This is a genomic window from Thermobaculum sp. T2p (assembly GCF_059335935.1).
The window spans coordinates 14,305-31,534 of the sequence record NZ_JANZYQ010000024.1 but is presented as its reverse complement, the minus strand read 5'-3'; the positions used below and the strand labels follow the sequence as shown (position 1 = coordinate 31,534).

General features: G+C 58.0%; 13 protein-coding genes. 9 read left to right on the top strand and 4 right to left on the bottom strand.

The features are described from left to right. Positions 1–258: 258 nt before the first annotated feature. Positions 259–1,203, bottom strand: coding sequence for a glycosyltransferase family 2 protein (locus N2245_RS11435; RefSeq protein WP_494536867.1), 945 nt, complete (start codon positions 1,201–1,203; stop codon positions 259–261). Positions 1,204–1,403: 200 nt separating this feature from the next. On the opposite strand from N2245_RS11435, the gene N2245_RS11430 reads away from it, so the two are divergent. The 8 genes from N2245_RS11430 (at position 1,404) to N2245_RS11395 (ending at position 12,750) form a co-directional block, all read left to right on the top strand. Then, positions 1,404–2,522 (top strand): glycosyltransferase family 4 protein, encoded by a 1,119-nt coding sequence (locus N2245_RS11430; protein ID WP_494536866.1) that lies wholly within the window; start codon positions 1,404–1,406, stop codon positions 2,520–2,522. 39 nt (positions 2,523–2,561) lie between these two features. Continuing rightward, on the top strand, positions 2,562–3,611 hold the full coding sequence (locus N2245_RS11425) for an NAD-dependent epimerase/dehydratase family protein (RefSeq protein WP_494536865.1): 1,050 nt from the start codon (positions 2,562–2,564) through the stop codon (positions 3,609–3,611). Next, the gene (locus N2245_RS11420; protein WP_494536864.1) at positions 3,611–5,425 is read left to right on the top strand and encodes a nucleotidyltransferase family protein; all 1,815 of its coding nucleotides are present in this window, start codon (positions 3,611–3,613) and stop codon (positions 5,423–5,425) included. Before N2245_RS11425 ends, N2245_RS11420 begins: the two co-directional genes overlap by 1 nt. Further along, positions 5,422–6,402 carry a glycosyltransferase gene (locus tag N2245_RS11415; RefSeq protein ID WP_494536863.1) on the top strand — a complete coding sequence of 327 codons (981 nt, stop codon included), beginning with the start codon at positions 5,422–5,424 and terminating at the stop codon, positions 6,400–6,402. Before N2245_RS11420 ends, N2245_RS11415 begins: the two co-directional genes overlap by 4 nt. After that, complete coding sequence (locus N2245_RS11410; protein WP_494536862.1) at positions 6,347–7,606, top strand: glycosyltransferase family 4 protein; 1,260 nt, start codon at positions 6,347–6,349, stop codon at positions 7,604–7,606. The genes N2245_RS11415 and N2245_RS11410 overlap by 56 nt, the downstream gene beginning before the upstream one ends. Next, the gene (locus tag N2245_RS11405; protein ID WP_494536869.1) at positions 7,596–8,768 is read left to right on the top strand and encodes a nucleotidyltransferase domain-containing protein; all 1,173 of its coding nucleotides are present in this window, start codon (positions 7,596–7,598) and stop codon (positions 8,766–8,768) included. Before N2245_RS11410 ends, N2245_RS11405 begins: the two co-directional genes overlap by 11 nt. A 98-nt stretch (positions 8,769–8,866) precedes the next feature. After that, positions 8,867–11,674, top strand: a complete 2,808-nt coding sequence (locus N2245_RS11400) for a malectin domain-containing carbohydrate-binding protein (RefSeq protein ID WP_494536861.1) — start codon at positions 8,867–8,869, stop codon at positions 11,672–11,674. 404 nt (positions 11,675–12,078) lie between these two features. Next, complete coding sequence (locus N2245_RS11395; protein WP_494536860.1) at positions 12,079–12,750, top strand: hypothetical protein; 672 nt, start codon at positions 12,079–12,081, stop codon at positions 12,748–12,750. A 117-nt stretch (positions 12,751–12,867) separates the two neighbouring features. Here the strand turns inward: N2245_RS11395 and N2245_RS11390 are convergent, their stop codons facing one another. Further along, positions 12,868–13,128, bottom strand: coding sequence for a CBU_0592 family membrane protein (locus N2245_RS11390; RefSeq protein WP_494536859.1), 261 nt, complete (start codon positions 13,126–13,128; stop codon positions 12,868–12,870). A gap of 160 nt (positions 13,129–13,288) precedes the next feature. On the opposite strand from N2245_RS11390, the gene N2245_RS11385 reads away from it, so the two are divergent. After that, a complete protein-coding gene (locus tag N2245_RS11385) occupies positions 13,289–13,678 on the top strand; it encodes a bleomycin resistance protein (RefSeq protein ID WP_494536868.1) in 390 nt (129 codons plus the stop codon). Positions 13,679–13,791: 113 nt separating this feature from the next. Here N2245_RS11385 and N2245_RS11380 read toward each other — a convergent pair whose 3' ends face one another. Both N2245_RS11380 and N2245_RS11375 read right to left on the bottom strand, forming a co-directional pair. Then, positions 13,792–13,986 (bottom strand): hypothetical protein, encoded by a 195-nt coding sequence (locus N2245_RS11380; RefSeq protein ID WP_494536858.1) that lies wholly within the window; start codon positions 13,984–13,986, stop codon positions 13,792–13,794. A gap of 298 nt (positions 13,987–14,284) precedes the next feature. Continuing rightward, positions 14,285–17,218, bottom strand: a complete 2,934-nt coding sequence (locus N2245_RS11375) for a PA14 domain-containing protein (RefSeq protein WP_494536857.1) — start codon at positions 17,216–17,218, stop codon at positions 14,285–14,287. Between the last annotated feature and the right edge of the window lie 12 nt (positions 17,219–17,230).

The window sequence follows — 17,230 nt, the reverse complement described above, 5'->3', positions numbered from 1 at the left end:
AGTAACTACGCATACCCCTACCTTGACCGGCTCGGTGCGTACGAACCTTCGCAATGACTCGTCAAGCTGACTGACATCAAGCTCGAACGTTCTCACATGCCGATTGTTCTTCTCTTCTTCCATTGCTCTCCTCTCTGCGTCGTTTTCTCCATCGCAGCTGTCTATGATTTAGTGGGGGTGAGGAAGTGATGATGCCGAGTATCCTCACTAGTTCCCGGATCTATGCTTGCGAAGTTTGCCAAACATCGGCTGGCCCTGCTAAGATGCCTCTGCATGAAAGGGCAGGATGCTGACCGTCAGCATCCTGACGCTTCCCAGAGCGTACCCCCATTTGCGGGTTTTCACAGAGCTCATCAGGGCCCTAAGTGTATACCTCCTACATTCTTTGGGCTGCAAAGATCTCCATGCTGAGTGCGCGGCCCTTAACTCGATGTCCAAGTACAGCTCGGGCAGCATGTGAGCGTATAAATCTGTGACCTTGGGGTCGCTGAACAGCTCATCCAGCACCCGCCTGTGTACTCGCAACATCTGCTCAGCCTGGCTCTTCCCACCAGTGATGCTTTCAGGGTGCACCCTATAAAAGGATATGGGTAGATCGATGTAGCCCACCTTATAGCGTCGTGCTATTCGCAGCCACAGCTCCCAGTCCTCTCCAGTGGGTAGGTCAACCCTGAACAACCCTACGTCCTCCAGCGCGGCTCTTCTCACCAAGGTGGTGGACGTGGTCATGTAGCTGTAGAACAGCAGTTTTGACATCTCCTCCAGGCCGTCGCGTACGTAGTCTCCTGTACCCCAGGGGGATCTGCGAACGCCTGTGTTTTTGCCCAGTCTGTTCACCTTGATGGATTGTCCGTACACCAGGCCGATCTCTGGGTCGGCTTCCATGAGGTCAAGTTGGGCTTGCAAGCCTTCCCCCGGCAGCAGGTAATCGTCTGAGTCGAGAAACCGGATGTACCTGCCTCGCGCGGCCTTTATGCCCGTGTTCCTTGCAGCTCCAGCCCCTTGGTTATCTTGCCTAATGTACCTGGCGGTGGGCATCGTTGTCTCCACCACGCTTCTTATGTTCTCTGTGGAGCCATCGTCGACTACTATGACCTCCCAGTCGGGTGATGCAACCTCCCTTAATGACAGCAGGCACTCGCGCAGGAGATGTGCTCGGTTGAAGCAAGGTATGATTACGGACACTCTGGGCTCTGTGGACATGCGTGGATAAGTCACCTCCATGTTTCATAGGAATACCCTGCATATTCTGCATGCAAGAGGTTGAGCAACGGTTGAGATACCGTCCAGCTTGTGATTCGCGGGAAGGCGCATTGGCTCAACTCGATCTTTACGTTGGCTCAACTACGAGTTGACCTTTCATAGCTACACTGCATACGTAAGTTCCCGGTGAGGAGGATATGTTGACGTCAGCTAAGGCCAAAGCGATCAGGGTCTGTGTGATCAGCGACGACCTCTCTGGCCCTCCGGATGAGGGTGTGAAGAAGTTCACCTGGGAGTTGGCTCGCGCGCTAAGTAAGATGGCTGACACCAGGCTTATCTCCACCAAAGGGCCGGTGGAGTTGCCTGGCGTGGTGCATGTGCCTGCCAGGAAGACTTTCCTAAGCTGGCGCTTGTGGAGGCATCTCAGAGCCTTTGACCCTGATGTGGTGATCTACGCCTCTCGAGGTTCTGCCACCTTCTTCTCCTTCCTGAGGGCTGCGCTGCTGCGTATCTACCATCGCAGATCCAAGATGCTGATGTTCGCACTGCAGACACGCAGACATCCCAGATGGCAACAAATGGTGATAAAGGCTTTACCACATATGCTGATGTGCGTGCAGTCAAACAGCAACCAAGAGTACTTGCAGGCCCTGGGGCGCGATTGCCTGCTACTCCCAAGCGGCATAGACGGCAAGGTGTTTGCCCCCGTCTCTGAGGAGGAGCGCAAGGCCCTGCGCGAGCTTTATGGACTTCGATGGGATGTGCCTTTGGTGCTGCACGTGGGGCATCTAGCTCGCGGCAGGGGAGTGACCTTACTTGGGGAGGTAGCTCGCCTGGGACTGCAGGCTGTGTTGGTGGCTAGCTCGAGCACCGAGCAGGACGAGCAGTTGGGAGCTGAGCTGAGCGATGCTGGCGTGCGAGTGATCACGCAGTATGTGCCGCACGTTGAGCACTTCTATCAAATGTCGGACTGCTATCTGTTCCCCGTCAAGTCCACCGACAATTCAGTGGAGGTACCGCTCTCGGTGTTGGAGGCGATGGCCTGCGATCTCCCCGTGGTATCAACGCGCTTTGGTGGCCTCGAGTACGTGTTTGGTATGGGGAGGCATCCGGGCATACGGTTCTGCGACTCTGAAGATGAATTGTTGGAGGCGGTACAGCATATGGTGGGTATCAGGCCTGGGGGCAATAGACAGCTAGTGGCGCCATACACATGGGAAGCTATTGCCTCTCGGCTATTGCAGCAGTGTATGGGAGAAGAATGGCTGCCTGAGCCTGAGATCAAACGTGCTGGCCAGGAGGCGATCGTTAGATCTTGATCAACTCGAAAGACGTGTTGAAGCTAGAGGAGATATAGCATGGACGTGGGTGTGGCTCTAATTACGGGAGGTTGCGGGTTCGTCGGCAGGCATGTCCTCCAAAGGCTGGTGGATGATGGCTGGGAAGTGTGGGTGATAGATGACCTTTCGACGGGCACCTCTCCGGTTCATTGGTTGGACGAGACCTACAGGTCTTATACAGATGAGGGCTTTCTGAAGTACTCTCTGCCTAAGGGATCCAGAATAGTCTTCGTGCAAGGGGACGTTAGGAAGCTGCTAAGCTCTCCTCAAGTGGCGCGCAAGCTGCCGCAGTTCGACCTGGTGTTTCACCTGGCGGCCGTGGTGGGGGGGCGGATGAAGATAGATGGCGATCCGCTTGCTGTGGCCACGGACCTGGCCATAGATGCGGAGTTCTTCAACTGGGCGATAAAGGCTAGGCCTGCAAGGATACTCTACGCCAGCTCCAGCGCTGCTTACCCTATACACATGCAGGAGAGCGAGGGACACGTTGCCCTGAGGGAGGACATGATCGACTTCGAGAGGGGACGTCTGGGCATGCCCGACATGACCTATGGCTGGGCCAAGCTCACTGGAGAGTATCTCTCCAGGATAGCAGCTCAGAAGTACGGCCTACACGTGGCCTGCGTCAGGCCCTTCTCAGGCTATGGTGAGGATCAAGACGAGTCCTACCCAGTGCCTGCGATCGCAGCACGTGCCGCCCGAAGGGAAGATCCCCTCATCGTCTGGGGCTCCGGCCAGCAGGGAAGGGACTTCGTGCATATCGATGACTGTGTGGAGGCGATGCTGCGTGCCGTGGAGGTGATAGGCGACGGCAGCGCGGTCAACATAGGCTCCGGCAAGCTGACGACGTTTCTTGAGGTCGCAGCCATCTTCGCACGCCTGGAAGGATACGAGCCCGAGATCAAGCCCCTGGTAGACAAGCCTGTAGGGGTACAGGCGCGTTATGCTGACCCAAGCAAGGCACAGAAGTTGTTGGGATGGAAACCTGCCATATCCATCGAAGAGGGGTTTGGAAGGGTGTTGGAGGCAGCAAGAAGGCGGCACGCGATGATCGTGGAGGCAAGGTGATGGTGCTGGCGAGTACCCACAGGGTAGAGCTCTCTCCCAACATGGAGGCCTTCCTGCAGTTCCTCCGTTATGGTCAGTTCGCCCTGCCGACTGACGAAAGCCCGGTGACCGAGTTGATAGCTTGGCTGCGGAGGAACAAATACCCTCTGTTGGCGCTGTCTCATACCCTTCCGGGTTGGCTGCGAGAGTCCTCGGAGTTTGTAGAGGCTCTGTGCGAGGAGCGCACCTGGTACGATACCCAGCGTGGGGAGTTTGAGCTGGCTCGCCTGGCTTGGCTTGAGGCTGGGATCGAGTGCTTGATGATCAAGTCGGCTGGTAACTACCCATCTTTCCCTCACACCAGCGACAACATAGACGTGCTCTTCCGGCCACGAGATGCCTATACGGCCAGGGAAGTGCTCCGAGCTATGGGATACGTGGAGGTGCGCAATGTCGAGGAGCCCGGCAAGTACCTCTTCCGCAGGTTCCGTGGTGGCAGGTGTGTGTCGGCTATCCACGTGCACGAGCGGATAGCCTGGTTCGTGGGCTTCCTGGACGACGAGGCAGTATGGGATAGGATGCGGGTGGCTCCAGATGATCCGGGCATAAATGTCCCTTCCCCAGAGGATGCTGTCCTTATCAACCTAGCGCACGCCTGCTACGAGAACAAGGAGCTAAGGCTGGTGGACGTTATGAGGGTAAGACACTCCTTAGAACTTCGAGGTGGCTACCTGGACTGGGACTACATGCTCTCGGTGGCCCGCCGTCGCGGCTGGGAGGATGGCCTGGCCTTCCTGCTGCTAGTGTACGATTGGGTAGAGAGAGCTGTGTTCGGCGAGAGCCTGATACCTCCCCAACGCTTAGCGCAGTTTGAAGCGATAGCAGGGTCCAAAGGCATCGTTCGTAAGCGTTTGGAGGATATTAGGTCCGCAGATCACCTTGATCTCCCGTTGGACCTCTCCTACCTCTTCTGCAAGTACCTCTACTACAGCAAGATAGCGTCCGATCTCGAACGCTCCGGCCAGGAAAGACTAAAGGATACCCTACTCACCCTCATCTGGGGGATCAAGTTGAAGTCCAGGGTGCGCCCGCAGGCAGGCATGGTGATATCTCTAAGCGGGATGGATGGCGCGGGCAAGACCGTGCACGCCAAAGCGCTCACAGAGGCCTTCTCCCTGTGCGAGCTGAAGGCCAAGTACTTCTGGGCTAGGGGAGGGTCCACGGGCCTGCTCTCGCTGGCCTCTCGCCTCAAGCGCAGGCTGGGGGGCTCGCGCACCTCTCAGGAGGCGGATGCCACCCGACGCAGGCGCAGGTCGCTGTCCAGCCGTTGGCTGAGGTGGGGATGGTCGTGGGCAGTGGCCTTGGACCAGGTGCTCACCTACCTGTGCTGTGCCCATCTACGGGCTAGAACCGGGAAGATAGTGGTGTGCGATCGCTACATCTACGATTCCGTTGTCGAGCTTAGGGCTTCTCTCCCTTCCGAAGACGTGGTCACGAGGGCTGCTGTGGCCTTCATGCTCCATGCTGTGCCCCGCCCAGGCTTGGGTTACCTACTAGATGTGTCTCCGCAGCAGGCACGATCTCGCAAGCCGGAGGAGCCCTGGCACTCGGATCTGGAGGTCGAGCGAGAGATGTACCTCCAGATCGCCCGCAGGTACGGCCTAAGGGTCGTCGCCAGCGACCGTGATTTTGCTGAGGTGAACGACTCCATCCTACAGGAGGTGTTCTTCCTGTACATGAGCAGGTTCGAGACCTGGCTCAACGCTCTCTTCCTCTCGAACCCTAGCCAGAGGAACACTCCCGACCCTGTTTGGCGGCGAGGAGGCGCGAGGTGAAGGTTTTGGTGGTGACCAACATGTATCCCACGGAGGATATGCCGTCCTTCGGTACCTTTGTGTACGACCAGGTGGAGTCTCTCAGGGAGCTGGGCGTGGATGTGGATGTGCTGTACTTCAACGGCCGCAAGAGCACGTGGAACTACCTGTGGGCCTTCCCCAGGTTCTGGCTGCGGCTGCTGCGGCACCGGTACGACCTGATCCACGCGCACTACGTATTGGCGGGAGTGGTGGCCAGAGCGCAGTGGGGCTACAAGACCGTGCTGACCCACCACGGTCCCGAGGTGCTGGGCCAACCCCCATGGCAGGCACCACTTTGCAAGCTCATGACACCGCTCTTTGATGAGGTCATACACGTCACCGAGGAGGTCAGGCAGGCCCTAGCCGACGAGGACGGTTGGGTGATCCCCTGCGGCGTGGATCTTGAAACCTTTCGCCCCATGCCCCGGGCAGAGGCGCGGGAACGCGCCGGCCTGCCCCAGGATAAACCCCTGGTGCTGTGGGCGGGCGACTACTGGCGCCCCGAGAAGCGGTTCGACCTGGTGGAGCGCGCTATGGAACACGTCAAGGAGTACATGCCCGAGGCCGAGCTGGTGCTGCTCACCAAGAAGCCCCACGACCTCGTGCCGATCTACATGAACGCGTGTGATGCCCTGGTGCTCACCTCCGACCTAGAGGGCTCCCCGATGGTGGTCAAGGAGGCGATGGCCTGCAACCTGCCGGTAGTGTCGGTGAGGGTGGGCGATGTGCCCGAAGTGATCGGGGGTACAGAGGGCTGTTACCTGGTCGAGCGTGATCCTGTCCTCATAGCTGATGCCCTCGTAAAGGTGCTCTCTAACCCCAAGCGCACGGAAGGCAGGTCGCGCATAGGCCATCTGTCCCGGGAGAACATCGCCTTGAGAGTGCTGGAGGTCTACGAGCATGCGCTGGGGAAACGAGAGGTCACAGAGAGGTACGCAGTCCATGGCAGAAGATAGAGCTCGCAGATCGGTCTGCATAATACGCCATAACTACTACCCAGACACCCACGTCAAGCGTGATGCTGAGGCACTAGCTCAGGCTGGCTACGATGTCACGGTAGTGGCTTTGCGACGAGAGGGACAGTCCTCCAGGGAGGTGTTGAACGGGGTGAGGGTACTCCGCATGCCCGTGGAGCACCGCCGGGGCTCGCCCCTGAGGTACGCCTGGGAGTACTCGGCCTTCGCTCTGCTTGCCTTCCTGCAGGTGAGCTGGCTGCACCTGCGCAGGAGGTTCGACGTGGTCGAGGTGGACAACATGCCCGACATCCTGATATTCACCGCGCTCGTGCCCAAGCTGACAGGTACGCCCGTTGTGTTCTACGTGTTCGACAACATGCCCGAGCTGCTGGCATATCTCAAAGGGCTGTCATCTCGTCATCCAGTGGTGAGGGCTTTGGGATGGTTGGAGGGCCTGGCTTATAAGTTGGCCGATCATGTGCTGGTCACGCAAGAGCTGCCCAAGAGGTTGGCGCTGTCCCGAGGGGCTGATCCCTCGAAGGTTACCGTCGTGCTCAATTCCGCCGACGATAACGTATTTAGGCGCCCTGAGGTGGTGCACAAAGAGGAAGACGTCTTTAGGATAGTCACTCACGGCTCGATCCTCGAGAGGTACGGCATACAGACGCTCATAGAGGCCCTGCCCAAGATAGCTAGAGAGGTCCCTAATGTGGAGCTGCAGATATTCGGCAAGGGAGAATACGAGGCGCGATTGCGGGAGCTGGTGGCACGGCTGGGTCTGGGCAATAAGGTCAAGTTCAGGGGGTTCGTCGAGCTGGATGAGTTGATAGCTACCTTGGCCTCAGCCGATGTGGGCTACGTGGGCATGCTGAACGACCTGGTGTTGCCCAACAAGCTGATGGAGTACGTGGCTCTGGGAGTGCCCGTGGTCATCTCCCGGTGGGAGACGTTCGAGCGCTACTTCCCTGAGGGCTCGGTGACCTATTTTGAGCCCGGGAACCCCGAGGACCTCGCCAGGGCGATAATCCAACTGTCCGCAGATCCGGTCAGAAGGGAGCAGCAGGTTAGGTGGGCTACGGAGCTGTACTCCCGCTATAGGTGGTCCGAGCAGAAGGCGGTCTACCTGGGAGTCTACGAGGATCTCTTGGCTTCCAAAGCACGGGTTGCTACGGGGCTGGTGGGCGGTGAGGGCGATGTTGGCTAATGGATACAAGCTCACCCCTGAGGAGCGATTGCTGCTGCTCTTGGTAAGCGGCGACCCGGGTTGTGGTGCCCGCCCCCAAGTTGAAGCCATGATGGCCGAGGGTGCCTTGGATTGGGAGGCCTTCATCTCCTTGGCCGCTCTACAGGATGTTGTGTCTCTGCTGCCCTACAGCCCGCTGTGGCCTATGGTAGCTGAGCGCTTGCCGGAGGAGTTGGCTCAGCACGTCAAGGCCCATAGGCTGAGCGTGATGATGACCAACATGGCCGCTGCTGCCGAGCTTGACAGGCTGGAGTCGGAGTTGATCAGCAGAGGCCTCTCGGTTATACCTCTCAAGGGCGTGGCCTTGCTCAAGAGGCTCTATCCCGCCATGGATGCCCGTAGGTGTGGAGACATAGATCTCCTGGTGCGGCCCAGGGATAGGGCTGCAGCCTATCGAACGCTTGAGAGCTTGGGATATCGCCCCCTCGAAGACCCTAAGCCTGGCGTGGCGCACCATCCTTTCCACGGTGTTCCCCTGGTGAGAACCTCTGGTCGGGCAAGCTACGTGGTGGAGCTGCACTGGAACCTCACTGATCCGCGCTTCGTGCCCGTCAGCGTCCACGCTCTCTGGGAGAGGGTAGAGAGGGCGTGTGCCAGCAAGGACATGCTCGATCTGCCAACCGAGGAGCTGTTGGTGTTCCTTGCCCTGCACATGCCGAAGCACGACACGGGACTTCTCCGGCTCCTAGCGGATGTCGATAGGCTGGTAAGGCGCGAGCCCGTAGATTGGGGCAGGGTGGAGCAGATAGCTCGCAGCTGGCGGGCAGATATCCTCACGTTCTTTGCGCTCGACCGGGCGCGAGCCCTATTGGGTACGCCGGTGCCCCAGAACGTGTTGGAGGCCCTGTCTCCTGGACGCGTTAGGAGAGTTCTCGTGGATGGCCTGTCGGGTGTAAAGTGGATGCTGCGCCCTCCCAGGCACTACAACCTCAGGGCTAACCAGTTTCGGATGGCCTATTGCCTCATGCTGCAGCCCATGGGCAGGGCCTTTAGGGGCTACCGCACCTACATCTGGGGGGAGGAAGCGAGCAGTTGGATGGGCCAGCTGTCGGGGTCTATAAGGGGCGTGGCCTGGACGGTGCTTATAGCCTCCAATTGCCTGTTCAAGGGTAAAGCTGTCTGACGGCGTGCCTCAACGTTCCCTACTCTCAAAATCAACCTGTGGGACATGTCCCCGTCATACAATTGAGCCTGCGGGTGTTCGACTATAGGAGGTGATGTTTGAGACCAGCCCCTGTATGGATCCTCGCTGTGGTGGCCGTCTGGATCGTCTTCTCGACAGCTAGCTGCTCCCTGGGCGGTCGAAGAGGGGATAAGACGCAACAGGTTACACCTACTCCAACACAGGTCACCGGCCGGGTTGCTAACTTCCCCACGGCGATCCCTATGACCCCTACCTCAACACCTAGCAGGTCTACTCCGCGATCCTCATCTGCCTCCATTCGCCTTGGAGAGTTGCAACTGCAGCCCACGTACAACAGCATCGCCGTTGAGCTGCCCTTCGAGGGCGATGTCAACGGCAACGCACGCGTGCAGCTGCAGTTTCGCACTGGTGATGAGCCTTGGCGCAATGCGTTGCCGATGTGGCGAGTGGGCAACGATACGTTCTACGGGTCGGTGTTGCTGCTTCAGCCCGGTACGAGCTATGAGCTCAGGGTGTCGGTTGAGGACCCCGACGGGGTGGCCGGTCAGCAGGTCATTACCCAGAGCGTGAGGACCTGGGAGGACAACATAGCTCCTGCGGGGGAGCTCGCGCCGCAGTACTTCGTGCGCGCAGACGGCAACGATGCTCATAGTGGTAGGTCACCGGATGATGCTTGGCGCACGTTAGAGAAAGCCTTCAAGGATGCACCTCCAGGGGCTGTGGTGCAGGTGGGGCCAGGCTCTTATGCCCCGCCCACGATCGAGAGGAAGTCTCCCTTGACGTTGGTGGCTCAGTACCCCGCTGTGGATGAGGACCGTCGACCCATCAATTTGGGCAAACACGCAGTCATTGAGCCCAAGGTGGTATCCTCTCCTAGAGGTACGGGAGGGCCGTATGAGGCTCCATGGCAGAAGGTGGAGTTGAGGGGCCCCGCTACAGGTAAGAGGTTCTCGATCTGGGTCTGGAGGCAGGCGCCGGTGCAGGGGGTGCTTAGGATGGAGTTCGCTTCCTCTCGTGATGCCCAGCTGCGGCGAGTGGCCAAATGGGACATAAAGAAAGGTACCCATGAAGGCTATTCCATGGAAACCCCTGAGGGGTGGGTGGAGCTGCTGTACGAGAATCTGTCTTACAACTATGGCTTTGCATCCTTTGATGGGGATGTGTACGTGCGTCTACCAGGAGATGTGGATCCCAACACCCAGTACGTATGGCTAAAGGATTCCGCGGGCGAGCTTGATGGCGATGTCGTGTTCGATGCCGACAACGTGCGTCTATCGGGGCTAGAGATAAGGCTCTCAGATATCGCGTTCGATGCTGATGCCGCCAACGGTATCGTGGACCATAACCTTTTCCAGGGGGCGAGTGTGGTCTACCGCGCGGCTCAGAAGCCAAGCTACAGGTACCCCACACGCCACACCGTGCAGTACAACCTGTTCGAGGATCAGGGTACCTGGTCGGAGAATCCCTCCTATCCTGCCATTCCTTGGCTCTTCATCAAGGGATCGCTACGTCTCAAGGAAGGTAAGGGAGATTGGCGGAGTATAGGCGCTGAGGCCGAGACCACCGCCGTGTGGGGCAGGGGTGGTGCGCATGCTTTGGTGGTGCGCTACAACACCATCAGGGGCTACTTCAACGGTGTGTCTCCTGGATACCAGAAGGACTACGACCGCTACGCTGGCTACAACCAGGACGTCTACGACAACTTCATCTCGCAGATAGCCGATGATGCGATCGAGATCGACGGCCCCTCCATCAACTTCAAAGCTTGGAACAACCGCATAGAGCACGCCTCGGTGGCGCTCTCCACGGCGCCTCTCACTTACGGTCCTGCCTACTTCTTCCGCAATCAGGTATGGCAGCTGGGCAACGACGGCGTAGGAGCCGATGCCACTGGCAATAGGGGCGTGGGCGTCACGGGCTTCAAGTACTCCGGCACCAGCTCGGGCCCAGGGCTCGTGTACGTGGTGCACAACACCTTCTGGACGGATAGGCCCGAAGCCAACGGCGGTGCCCAGTTCGGCAGCGGCGGTGGTAGCCAGGAGCACTTCTGGCTGCGTAACAACCTGTTTGTTGCCACTAGGTACGCCTTTGCGGCCCCGGGTAACGCCAGCACCCTCATGGCCGGTAGAGTCACTAAGGGTACTACCGAGGACATAAAGGGCACCAATGAGGACGAGATCTATCAAAAAGGTAGGTACGGTGACTTCGCCTACCACATACCCCTGCCTAACGGTCATTATAAGGTGGTGCTGAAGTTTGCTGAGACCTACTGGAGCAAGCCTGGCCAAAGGGTGTTCGATGTCTTGATAGAGGGGAAGGAGGTCTTGCACGACTTCGATATCCTGAGGTTTGCTGGACCGCTGACAGCCGTCGACCGCACCTTTAACATCGAGGTTGCGGACGGTTCGCTCGACATAATATTTAGGAGCGTGGTCGACAACGCTCTGCTCTCGGGGTTGGAAGTGGTGGGAGGCGGTAAAACGGTCAGGATAGACGCTGGTGGTGAGGGCTCATCTGCCAACGCCGGAGCGCAGGGGTGGTCCTCGGATAGGTACTACGGAGAGCGCGAGCAGACTGGGAAGTGGAACGAGGACTACGACTACTTCGCGACCACTGATACCACTCGAGGGCTGGAGTACGGAGGCAGGAGGTACACCTGGGATGTAGATGCTTACAGTCGAGATAGCGGCCAGGGGCAGCACACCAACCTCTCGGGCAGCTTCATCCAGCTGCCGGACATTCCCGGAGCTATCAAAGGAGACCTGTCGCTGCCGGATGATTCTCCGCTGGTAGATGCCGGTACTCCCGTGCCCAACATATCGGATCTGCAGGGCAAGAGCTACCTTGGGAGGGCCCCCGACATAGGGGCCATAGAGAAGCGCTAGCTGGCACGACCTCAAGTCCCAAGCACGCTCTTACCATCCATTGCAGCGCAGTGGTCGAAATTCCCACTACCTATTGACAACGGGGGGCGGGGTTATAATCCACTTGACAGAATAATAATTGTAGGTTTGGCGTATAGAGTAAGTCCATGAATAAGTTCAGCTCATACCTAATACGTATGCTTGCTTCCCTGTTATTACAGGCATCCATGATCTCTATACCAAGCGGTATAGCTATTGGGGATCATCGACACGGTGGCAGTGGTGCTGCCCGGCACTACCATGTACGGATACATTTCTCCAGGTGAGACGTATAAGCAAACTTTGACTTCCTGGGATAAAAACGGCGTCAACTGGCAATATCCCTAATACTGATGGTACTAGTTTCCAGAGGGGTGGGCACAAAAATGAAGGGAAGTATACTGAAAGCTCGCCAGGCACATTACCATGGAGGCATCAGGGGAAGGCCACTGCGCACGTCGATCTTCCTAGCCCTGGCGGTGACCCTGGTCTCCCTGGCGAGCTTGGGTGCAAGAGATCTATACCTTGAGGATGAGGAGCCCAGGCAGCCCTTGACCATCTACCAGCACGGCTCCATTGCCGCCTCCACTCCCAGAGAAAGGGTGGCGCTTGCGGACCTGGTAGTGTTGGGGACGGTAGGTGAACCCTATGCCAGTAGGTGGAATACACCTGATGGTCAGTTCCCTAGGGAGGCTTCGAGCGTGCAGGATTTGCCGACTAGTGAGTACACCATCTTCACCGACTATCCAGTCAAGGTCGAGAAGATCTTCTATGGGCCTGAGAGCTTAGACACCGTGAGGGTGCGCATCACCGGTGGGCAGGTGGGTGATGACCGGATGCTGTCGTCTGCCGAGCCTGACTTGCGGGCTGGGGAGAAGGTAGTGCTACTGCTTGCACGAGACGACAATCCGATGACAAGGGATACAGGCCCCGAGCACTACGTTGTGCTCTGGGGAGCACTTGGGAAATACCATGTCGAGGGAGGGGAGGCTGTGTCGCCCGACCACAGGCTACCCCTATCGGAGATGCCTGAGTTTATCAAAGATGCCAAGCGCTAGGGTGCCTTGTAATGTAGGCAAGAGCGGCGGCCTTACCTAGGGTGAGGGATACCCTCCGCTTCGTCGTGGGTGATGCTGCAGGATAGTTGTGCGCTCATACCCGGCAGCAAGCGTTCATCAGTCGGCTCGTCTGTCTGCTTGAGAGGAGCGTCCGGTCGAGAGAGTTATCAAGCCCCACAGGCTAACGATCGCCCACACTCCCTCCAGCAGGATGAAGCCGTACTGCCTTTCGGACACTGCTACGACCGTAAGCAGAAGAGATCCCATGAGGTTGAGCCCCTGATAGGCGATGCTCGTCCTGTCTAGCCAACGGAACTGGTTGGCGGCAAAGGCTAGGAGTATAGCTATGGCGCCGACCACGGAAATAACCTGCAGCATGATATCTCCTCGTCACCGATGCCTCAGAAGCACCTCTGGTGATAGCTGATAGGATTGGCGTTGGTAATCCAACACTACAAGCATTATAATACCAGCCAGTAGGTTAGTGTAATGCCCAACATACCTAGGAGAAGGTCTTTTGGAAGCTACAGTTGATGCCTTGAGTGCGATCCCTGCCCTGCCCGTCAGGAATGTTGAGTCCAGTGTGGCCTTTTACCGTGATGTATTGGGCTTTGGATGTCTCCACTTCGAGGAGGGCTTTGCCATCCTGCAATGGGGCGATGTCGAGCTCCATCTGTGGGCCGCTGCCGATGAGAGCTGGCGATCTCGCACCGATGGCTATCCCGTTATATCGGGCGCGGAGTCGTTCATCGCCGGGACCGCTAGCTGCAGGGTGGAGGTAAGAGGAGTAGATGCGCTCTATGATCGCCTGCTACCTCAAGGTATCGTGCACCCTAACGGTCAACTTGAGGACAAGCCTTGGGGCACGCGCGAGTTCGCGGTGCTTGATCCCGATAACAACCTCCTGACCTTCTTCGAGCGTAGCTGAGCCAGCTAGTTCAACGTTGAACTATAATGGCCGCCTCTAATCTTGCCCTACTCGTACCACCCCAGTGCAGAGTTGGTACTGCAGGGATGACCTGCAACAGACAATGGCACCTTCTAAATCAAATTGATGTCAAACCGTTGTATCATAGGCTCTCGGGGCACTCGGATTATGTGATGGCTCACATCGTGCCGCTTGCGCACGAGGGCATGCTTGGCGCCGGTGGACACATCCCTGGCGAGCATCACGGCTAGAGCGTCTGCAATCCTTCCGGCAAGTAGAGAACTCGCCACTTTGAACAGTAACCTCATGCTGGATCTGCCCACCCGGACTTCAGCGGTGCTTGGGTAGGGAAGATGATGGTTACCTGTTGAGCTATAGGAGACTTCCTAAGGCCCGTGGCTTGCTCCCGATCAGAGGACAGGTTGAGGGCTATCCGAAAGCCTGCTAGCTTCCTGCCCTGTTGATCCCTGTGCATTGGACATCAGATAAGGAATGCACTTGTGCCCGTAGGGTTTGGCTGCTGGCCGGTGGTGTATGCAGCCCCAAGGCTGTACCTGCATGCAGATCCTGGAGTTACTTCCAAGAATCATCCCAGATTGTGATCATTCACGGTGTTCTCAAGTGATCGCTTGGGATGACCTGCTTGGGCGTGCTCGGTGAAGAGTACAGTAGCCTGATGACAGATCTGCCTGTGCCCTCGTAGTACTCCAGCCTGATCTGGTACCAAGTGCCCGCCGTGAGGCTGATGCCCCCCTTGTTCTCCGTCTCGGCGTGGTTTGTCCAGTTGTTGATCAGCAGCTTGCCGTTCACCCACAGCCTGACGCCGTCGTTGCTCCGAGTGTAGAAGGTGTAGGTCTCCGAGCGATCGGCTTTCACCATGCCTGTCCAGCGCACGGAGTAAGTATCAGGGTCTATGGAGGGATCCGGTGAGCCGTAGTCCCAGTTGAAGTCCACCGCTGGATCCACCCGAGTTAGCGCCAGGTTGGTCAGGTCGCTGTTGTTGAAGTACTCCCCGAGCAGCCCGTTGGCGGGGGCGTTGGAGGAAACTGTGAAAGTCCAAGAGTAATCGGAGGGCAACCTGTTGCCCGCCAGGTCCCTGATGTCGCCCGTGGCCCTGGCTGTATAGGTGCTGCCGGCTTCCAGCGGCGCATCTGGCTGCAGGGTGGCGATCTTGAGAGCATCGTCGTAGCTCACTTGGGCGGGAACGGGCAGACTGCTTCCTGCTTTCATCAGGTAGAAGGTGCTGCCGTTTATGCTCGTGGGATCTGCCCTCTCCGAAAGGACGATAGAGACCTTCGTGTTAGTGGGCACCTCGTTGGCTCCGGTGACAGGTGTGGTACCCGTGATGGTGGGAGGGGTAGCGTCGATGGTCCAGGATCTGGAGGCAGGAGAGGGATCCTGGTTGCCTGCCTGGTCTACGGCCTTGACCTGGAAGGTATGGCTGCCATCCTGGAGGTCGGAGTAGGTCACCGGGGATGAGCAGGGGGAGAAGGCCAAGCCGTCGAGGGAGCACAGGAAGGAGGAGTTCTCTTCCGAGGAGGAGAACTGGAAGGTGGCTGATGCCTGGTTGGTGGTCCCCGATGGTCCAGCCGTGATCGTCGTCTCGGGTCCTGTGCTGCCGCAGTTCCCAGTCGTGTACGTAAAGCTGTCCTGCAGGACGGGTGGACTGCCATCACCCCTCACACCATAGCCCTCTACTCGCATGATGCCGCTTGCTGAGAAGCGTATCCTTAGGAAGTGATGCATGGTGTTGTCGCGGTAGGCGGTCCATGCTGGTGGTGGGTTGGTGGCGAACTGGGAGAAGCTGCCGTTCTTGTTGCTCTCCTTGCCTCCAGGGCTGGACTTCACCCAGGTCACGCCATCCGACATTGTGTAGCAATCCCTGGCTGTGGACGTCGGGGTGTTCGAGCTGGGCACGTTCACCAAAGGGTAGGTGCGCTCGTAGGCCTGGTCATGCGAGCTCACGGCGATCTTGACACCAAGCCGCTCGAACAGCGGGCCCAGCTGTGACCTTAGCTCAAGATTTGATGGATGGTTGCGCCCATCAGCGAACGGCGACACGTGGTAGAAAGGCACGATCCACCTCTGCCCCGCGGCCTTGGCTGCCAAGATGTCCTGCTCGATCCACTGTAGTTGTCCGCTTGAGAGTCCTTTGGAGTTTTCTATCGAGTAGATCGACACGAAATGCACGTCCCCTATATCGAAGGAGTAGTTCTTTCTGTTATCGTATCCTTGTGGCGTGGCGAACCTGGCTGACCACGAGGAGTAACCCTCTCCCAGCAAGGTCTCGTGGTTGCCGTAGGTGGGCATCATTGGGATCTCGGCTCCTATACGCTGCATCTGGTTGAACCAGGCATCTATGGTGTTATCCAGGGAGCCGAATCTCTTGTCGGTGTTGTAGTATGCGTAGTCGCCACCGAGCAGCACCAGGTCGGGATGCATCCGTGCTATCTCATCTATTACCTGCTGAGTGCCGCTAGCGAGTCCATCTTCCCGGCCTATTAGGCCAGTGTCGGCGACGTAGATCACGTCCAGGTCTGCTGGCCCCCTCGGAGGAGCGGTGTGAGTAGTATAGATCCTGCTCCAAGTGGAACCGTCCAGCATTACTCTGTACTCGTAGCTTGTGGACGGACTAAGTGCCGACAGCGTTACTTCGTGTAGGGTACCGCTAGTACCGGAGGCGCGGAGCGTGCCGGAGGCCTCTTGCCAAGTGTTATAACCAGCCTGTCTGTATTGCACCAGCGATGGGATGGATGCATCCAGTGTGCGCCATATGATGGTCATGCTTCTAGAGGGATCGCCTGTCCATGAGAGGTGTATCTGCTCGCCAACCGTGATGGTTACCCTAAGGGACGCGGGTTTGTAGTTTGGGGCGCTAGCCAATAATAGGTCCGTGTATATCCCTGGCTGCAAGCCCTGTGTGGTTGCTGTGAGGGTTATGTTTGCTGGAGTGGTGCCGCTGGAGGGCTGTACGTTGAGCCAGGAGGAGCTGTGAGACAGCGTGTAGCTGGCCGGTGGACTACCCCCTGTGAGGGAGACCTGCTTGGCAGCTGTACCACCGCTGCCGACCGACCAGACCACGGACGTCGTGTTGAACTGTAGTTGTGGGGCGGCGTTGATCACACTGAAGTTGGCCGTGATCTTCTGTGCGCTACCGTCGATGAGCTTGATGACCGCGATTATGGAGTGTTGTCCGTCGGCCAAAAGCAAGGTGTTGTAGGGAGAGGCAGCTGAGATTGTCCCCCCATTTAGGTCGTAAGGGGCAGTCTTCTCCACTCTATAGGGTGAGTTGATGATGTTGGGGTCATCTATATAGAAGCTGACCGTAGAGACGTTGGTGTCTGGAGAGGTGAAGACGTACACGTTGCCGTACACGTTCTGCCCCTGCAGCGGCTGCGCGTTGGATCGATCGCTGCTGGTGCTAAAGAGCAGCGTGTAGGCCGTGGCTGCGGCCGTATCCTTCTCATTCCAAGATAGGTAGGTGCTGGCGATCGCCAGCACCATGATAACCGCTAACCATTGGCCTACTTGCCTCGGCACTTCTTTTGCTCC

Excerpts from the sequence above, each read along its gene's own strand:
- N2245_RS11425 (WP_494536865.1), top strand. The coding sequence starts at position 2,562 with ATGGACGTGGGTGTGGCTCTAATTACGGGAGGTTGCGGGTTCGTCGGC.
- N2245_RS11410 (WP_494536862.1), top strand. The coding sequence starts at position 6,347 with ATGCGCTGGGGAAACGAGAGGTCACAGAGAGGTACGCAGTCCATGGCA.
- N2245_RS11390 (WP_494536859.1), bottom strand. The coding sequence starts at position 13,128 with ATGCTGCAGGTTATTTCCGTGGTCGGCGCCATAGCTATACTCCTAGCC.
- N2245_RS11420 (WP_494536864.1), top strand. The coding sequence starts at position 3,611 with ATGGTGCTGGCGAGTACCCACAGGGTAGAGCTCTCTCCCAACATGGAG.
- N2245_RS11435 (WP_494536867.1), bottom strand. The coding sequence starts at position 1,203 with ATGTCCACAGAGCCCAGAGTGTCCGTAATCATACCTTGCTTCAACCGA.
- N2245_RS11395 (WP_494536860.1), top strand. The coding sequence starts at position 12,079 with ATGAAGGGAAGTATACTGAAAGCTCGCCAGGCACATTACCATGGAGGC.
- N2245_RS11380 (WP_494536858.1), bottom strand. The coding sequence starts at position 13,986 with ATGAGGTTACTGTTCAAAGTGGCGAGTTCTCTACTTGCCGGAAGGATT.
- N2245_RS11405 (WP_494536869.1), top strand. The coding sequence starts at position 7,596 with ATGTTGGCTAATGGATACAAGCTCACCCCTGAGGAGCGATTGCTGCTG.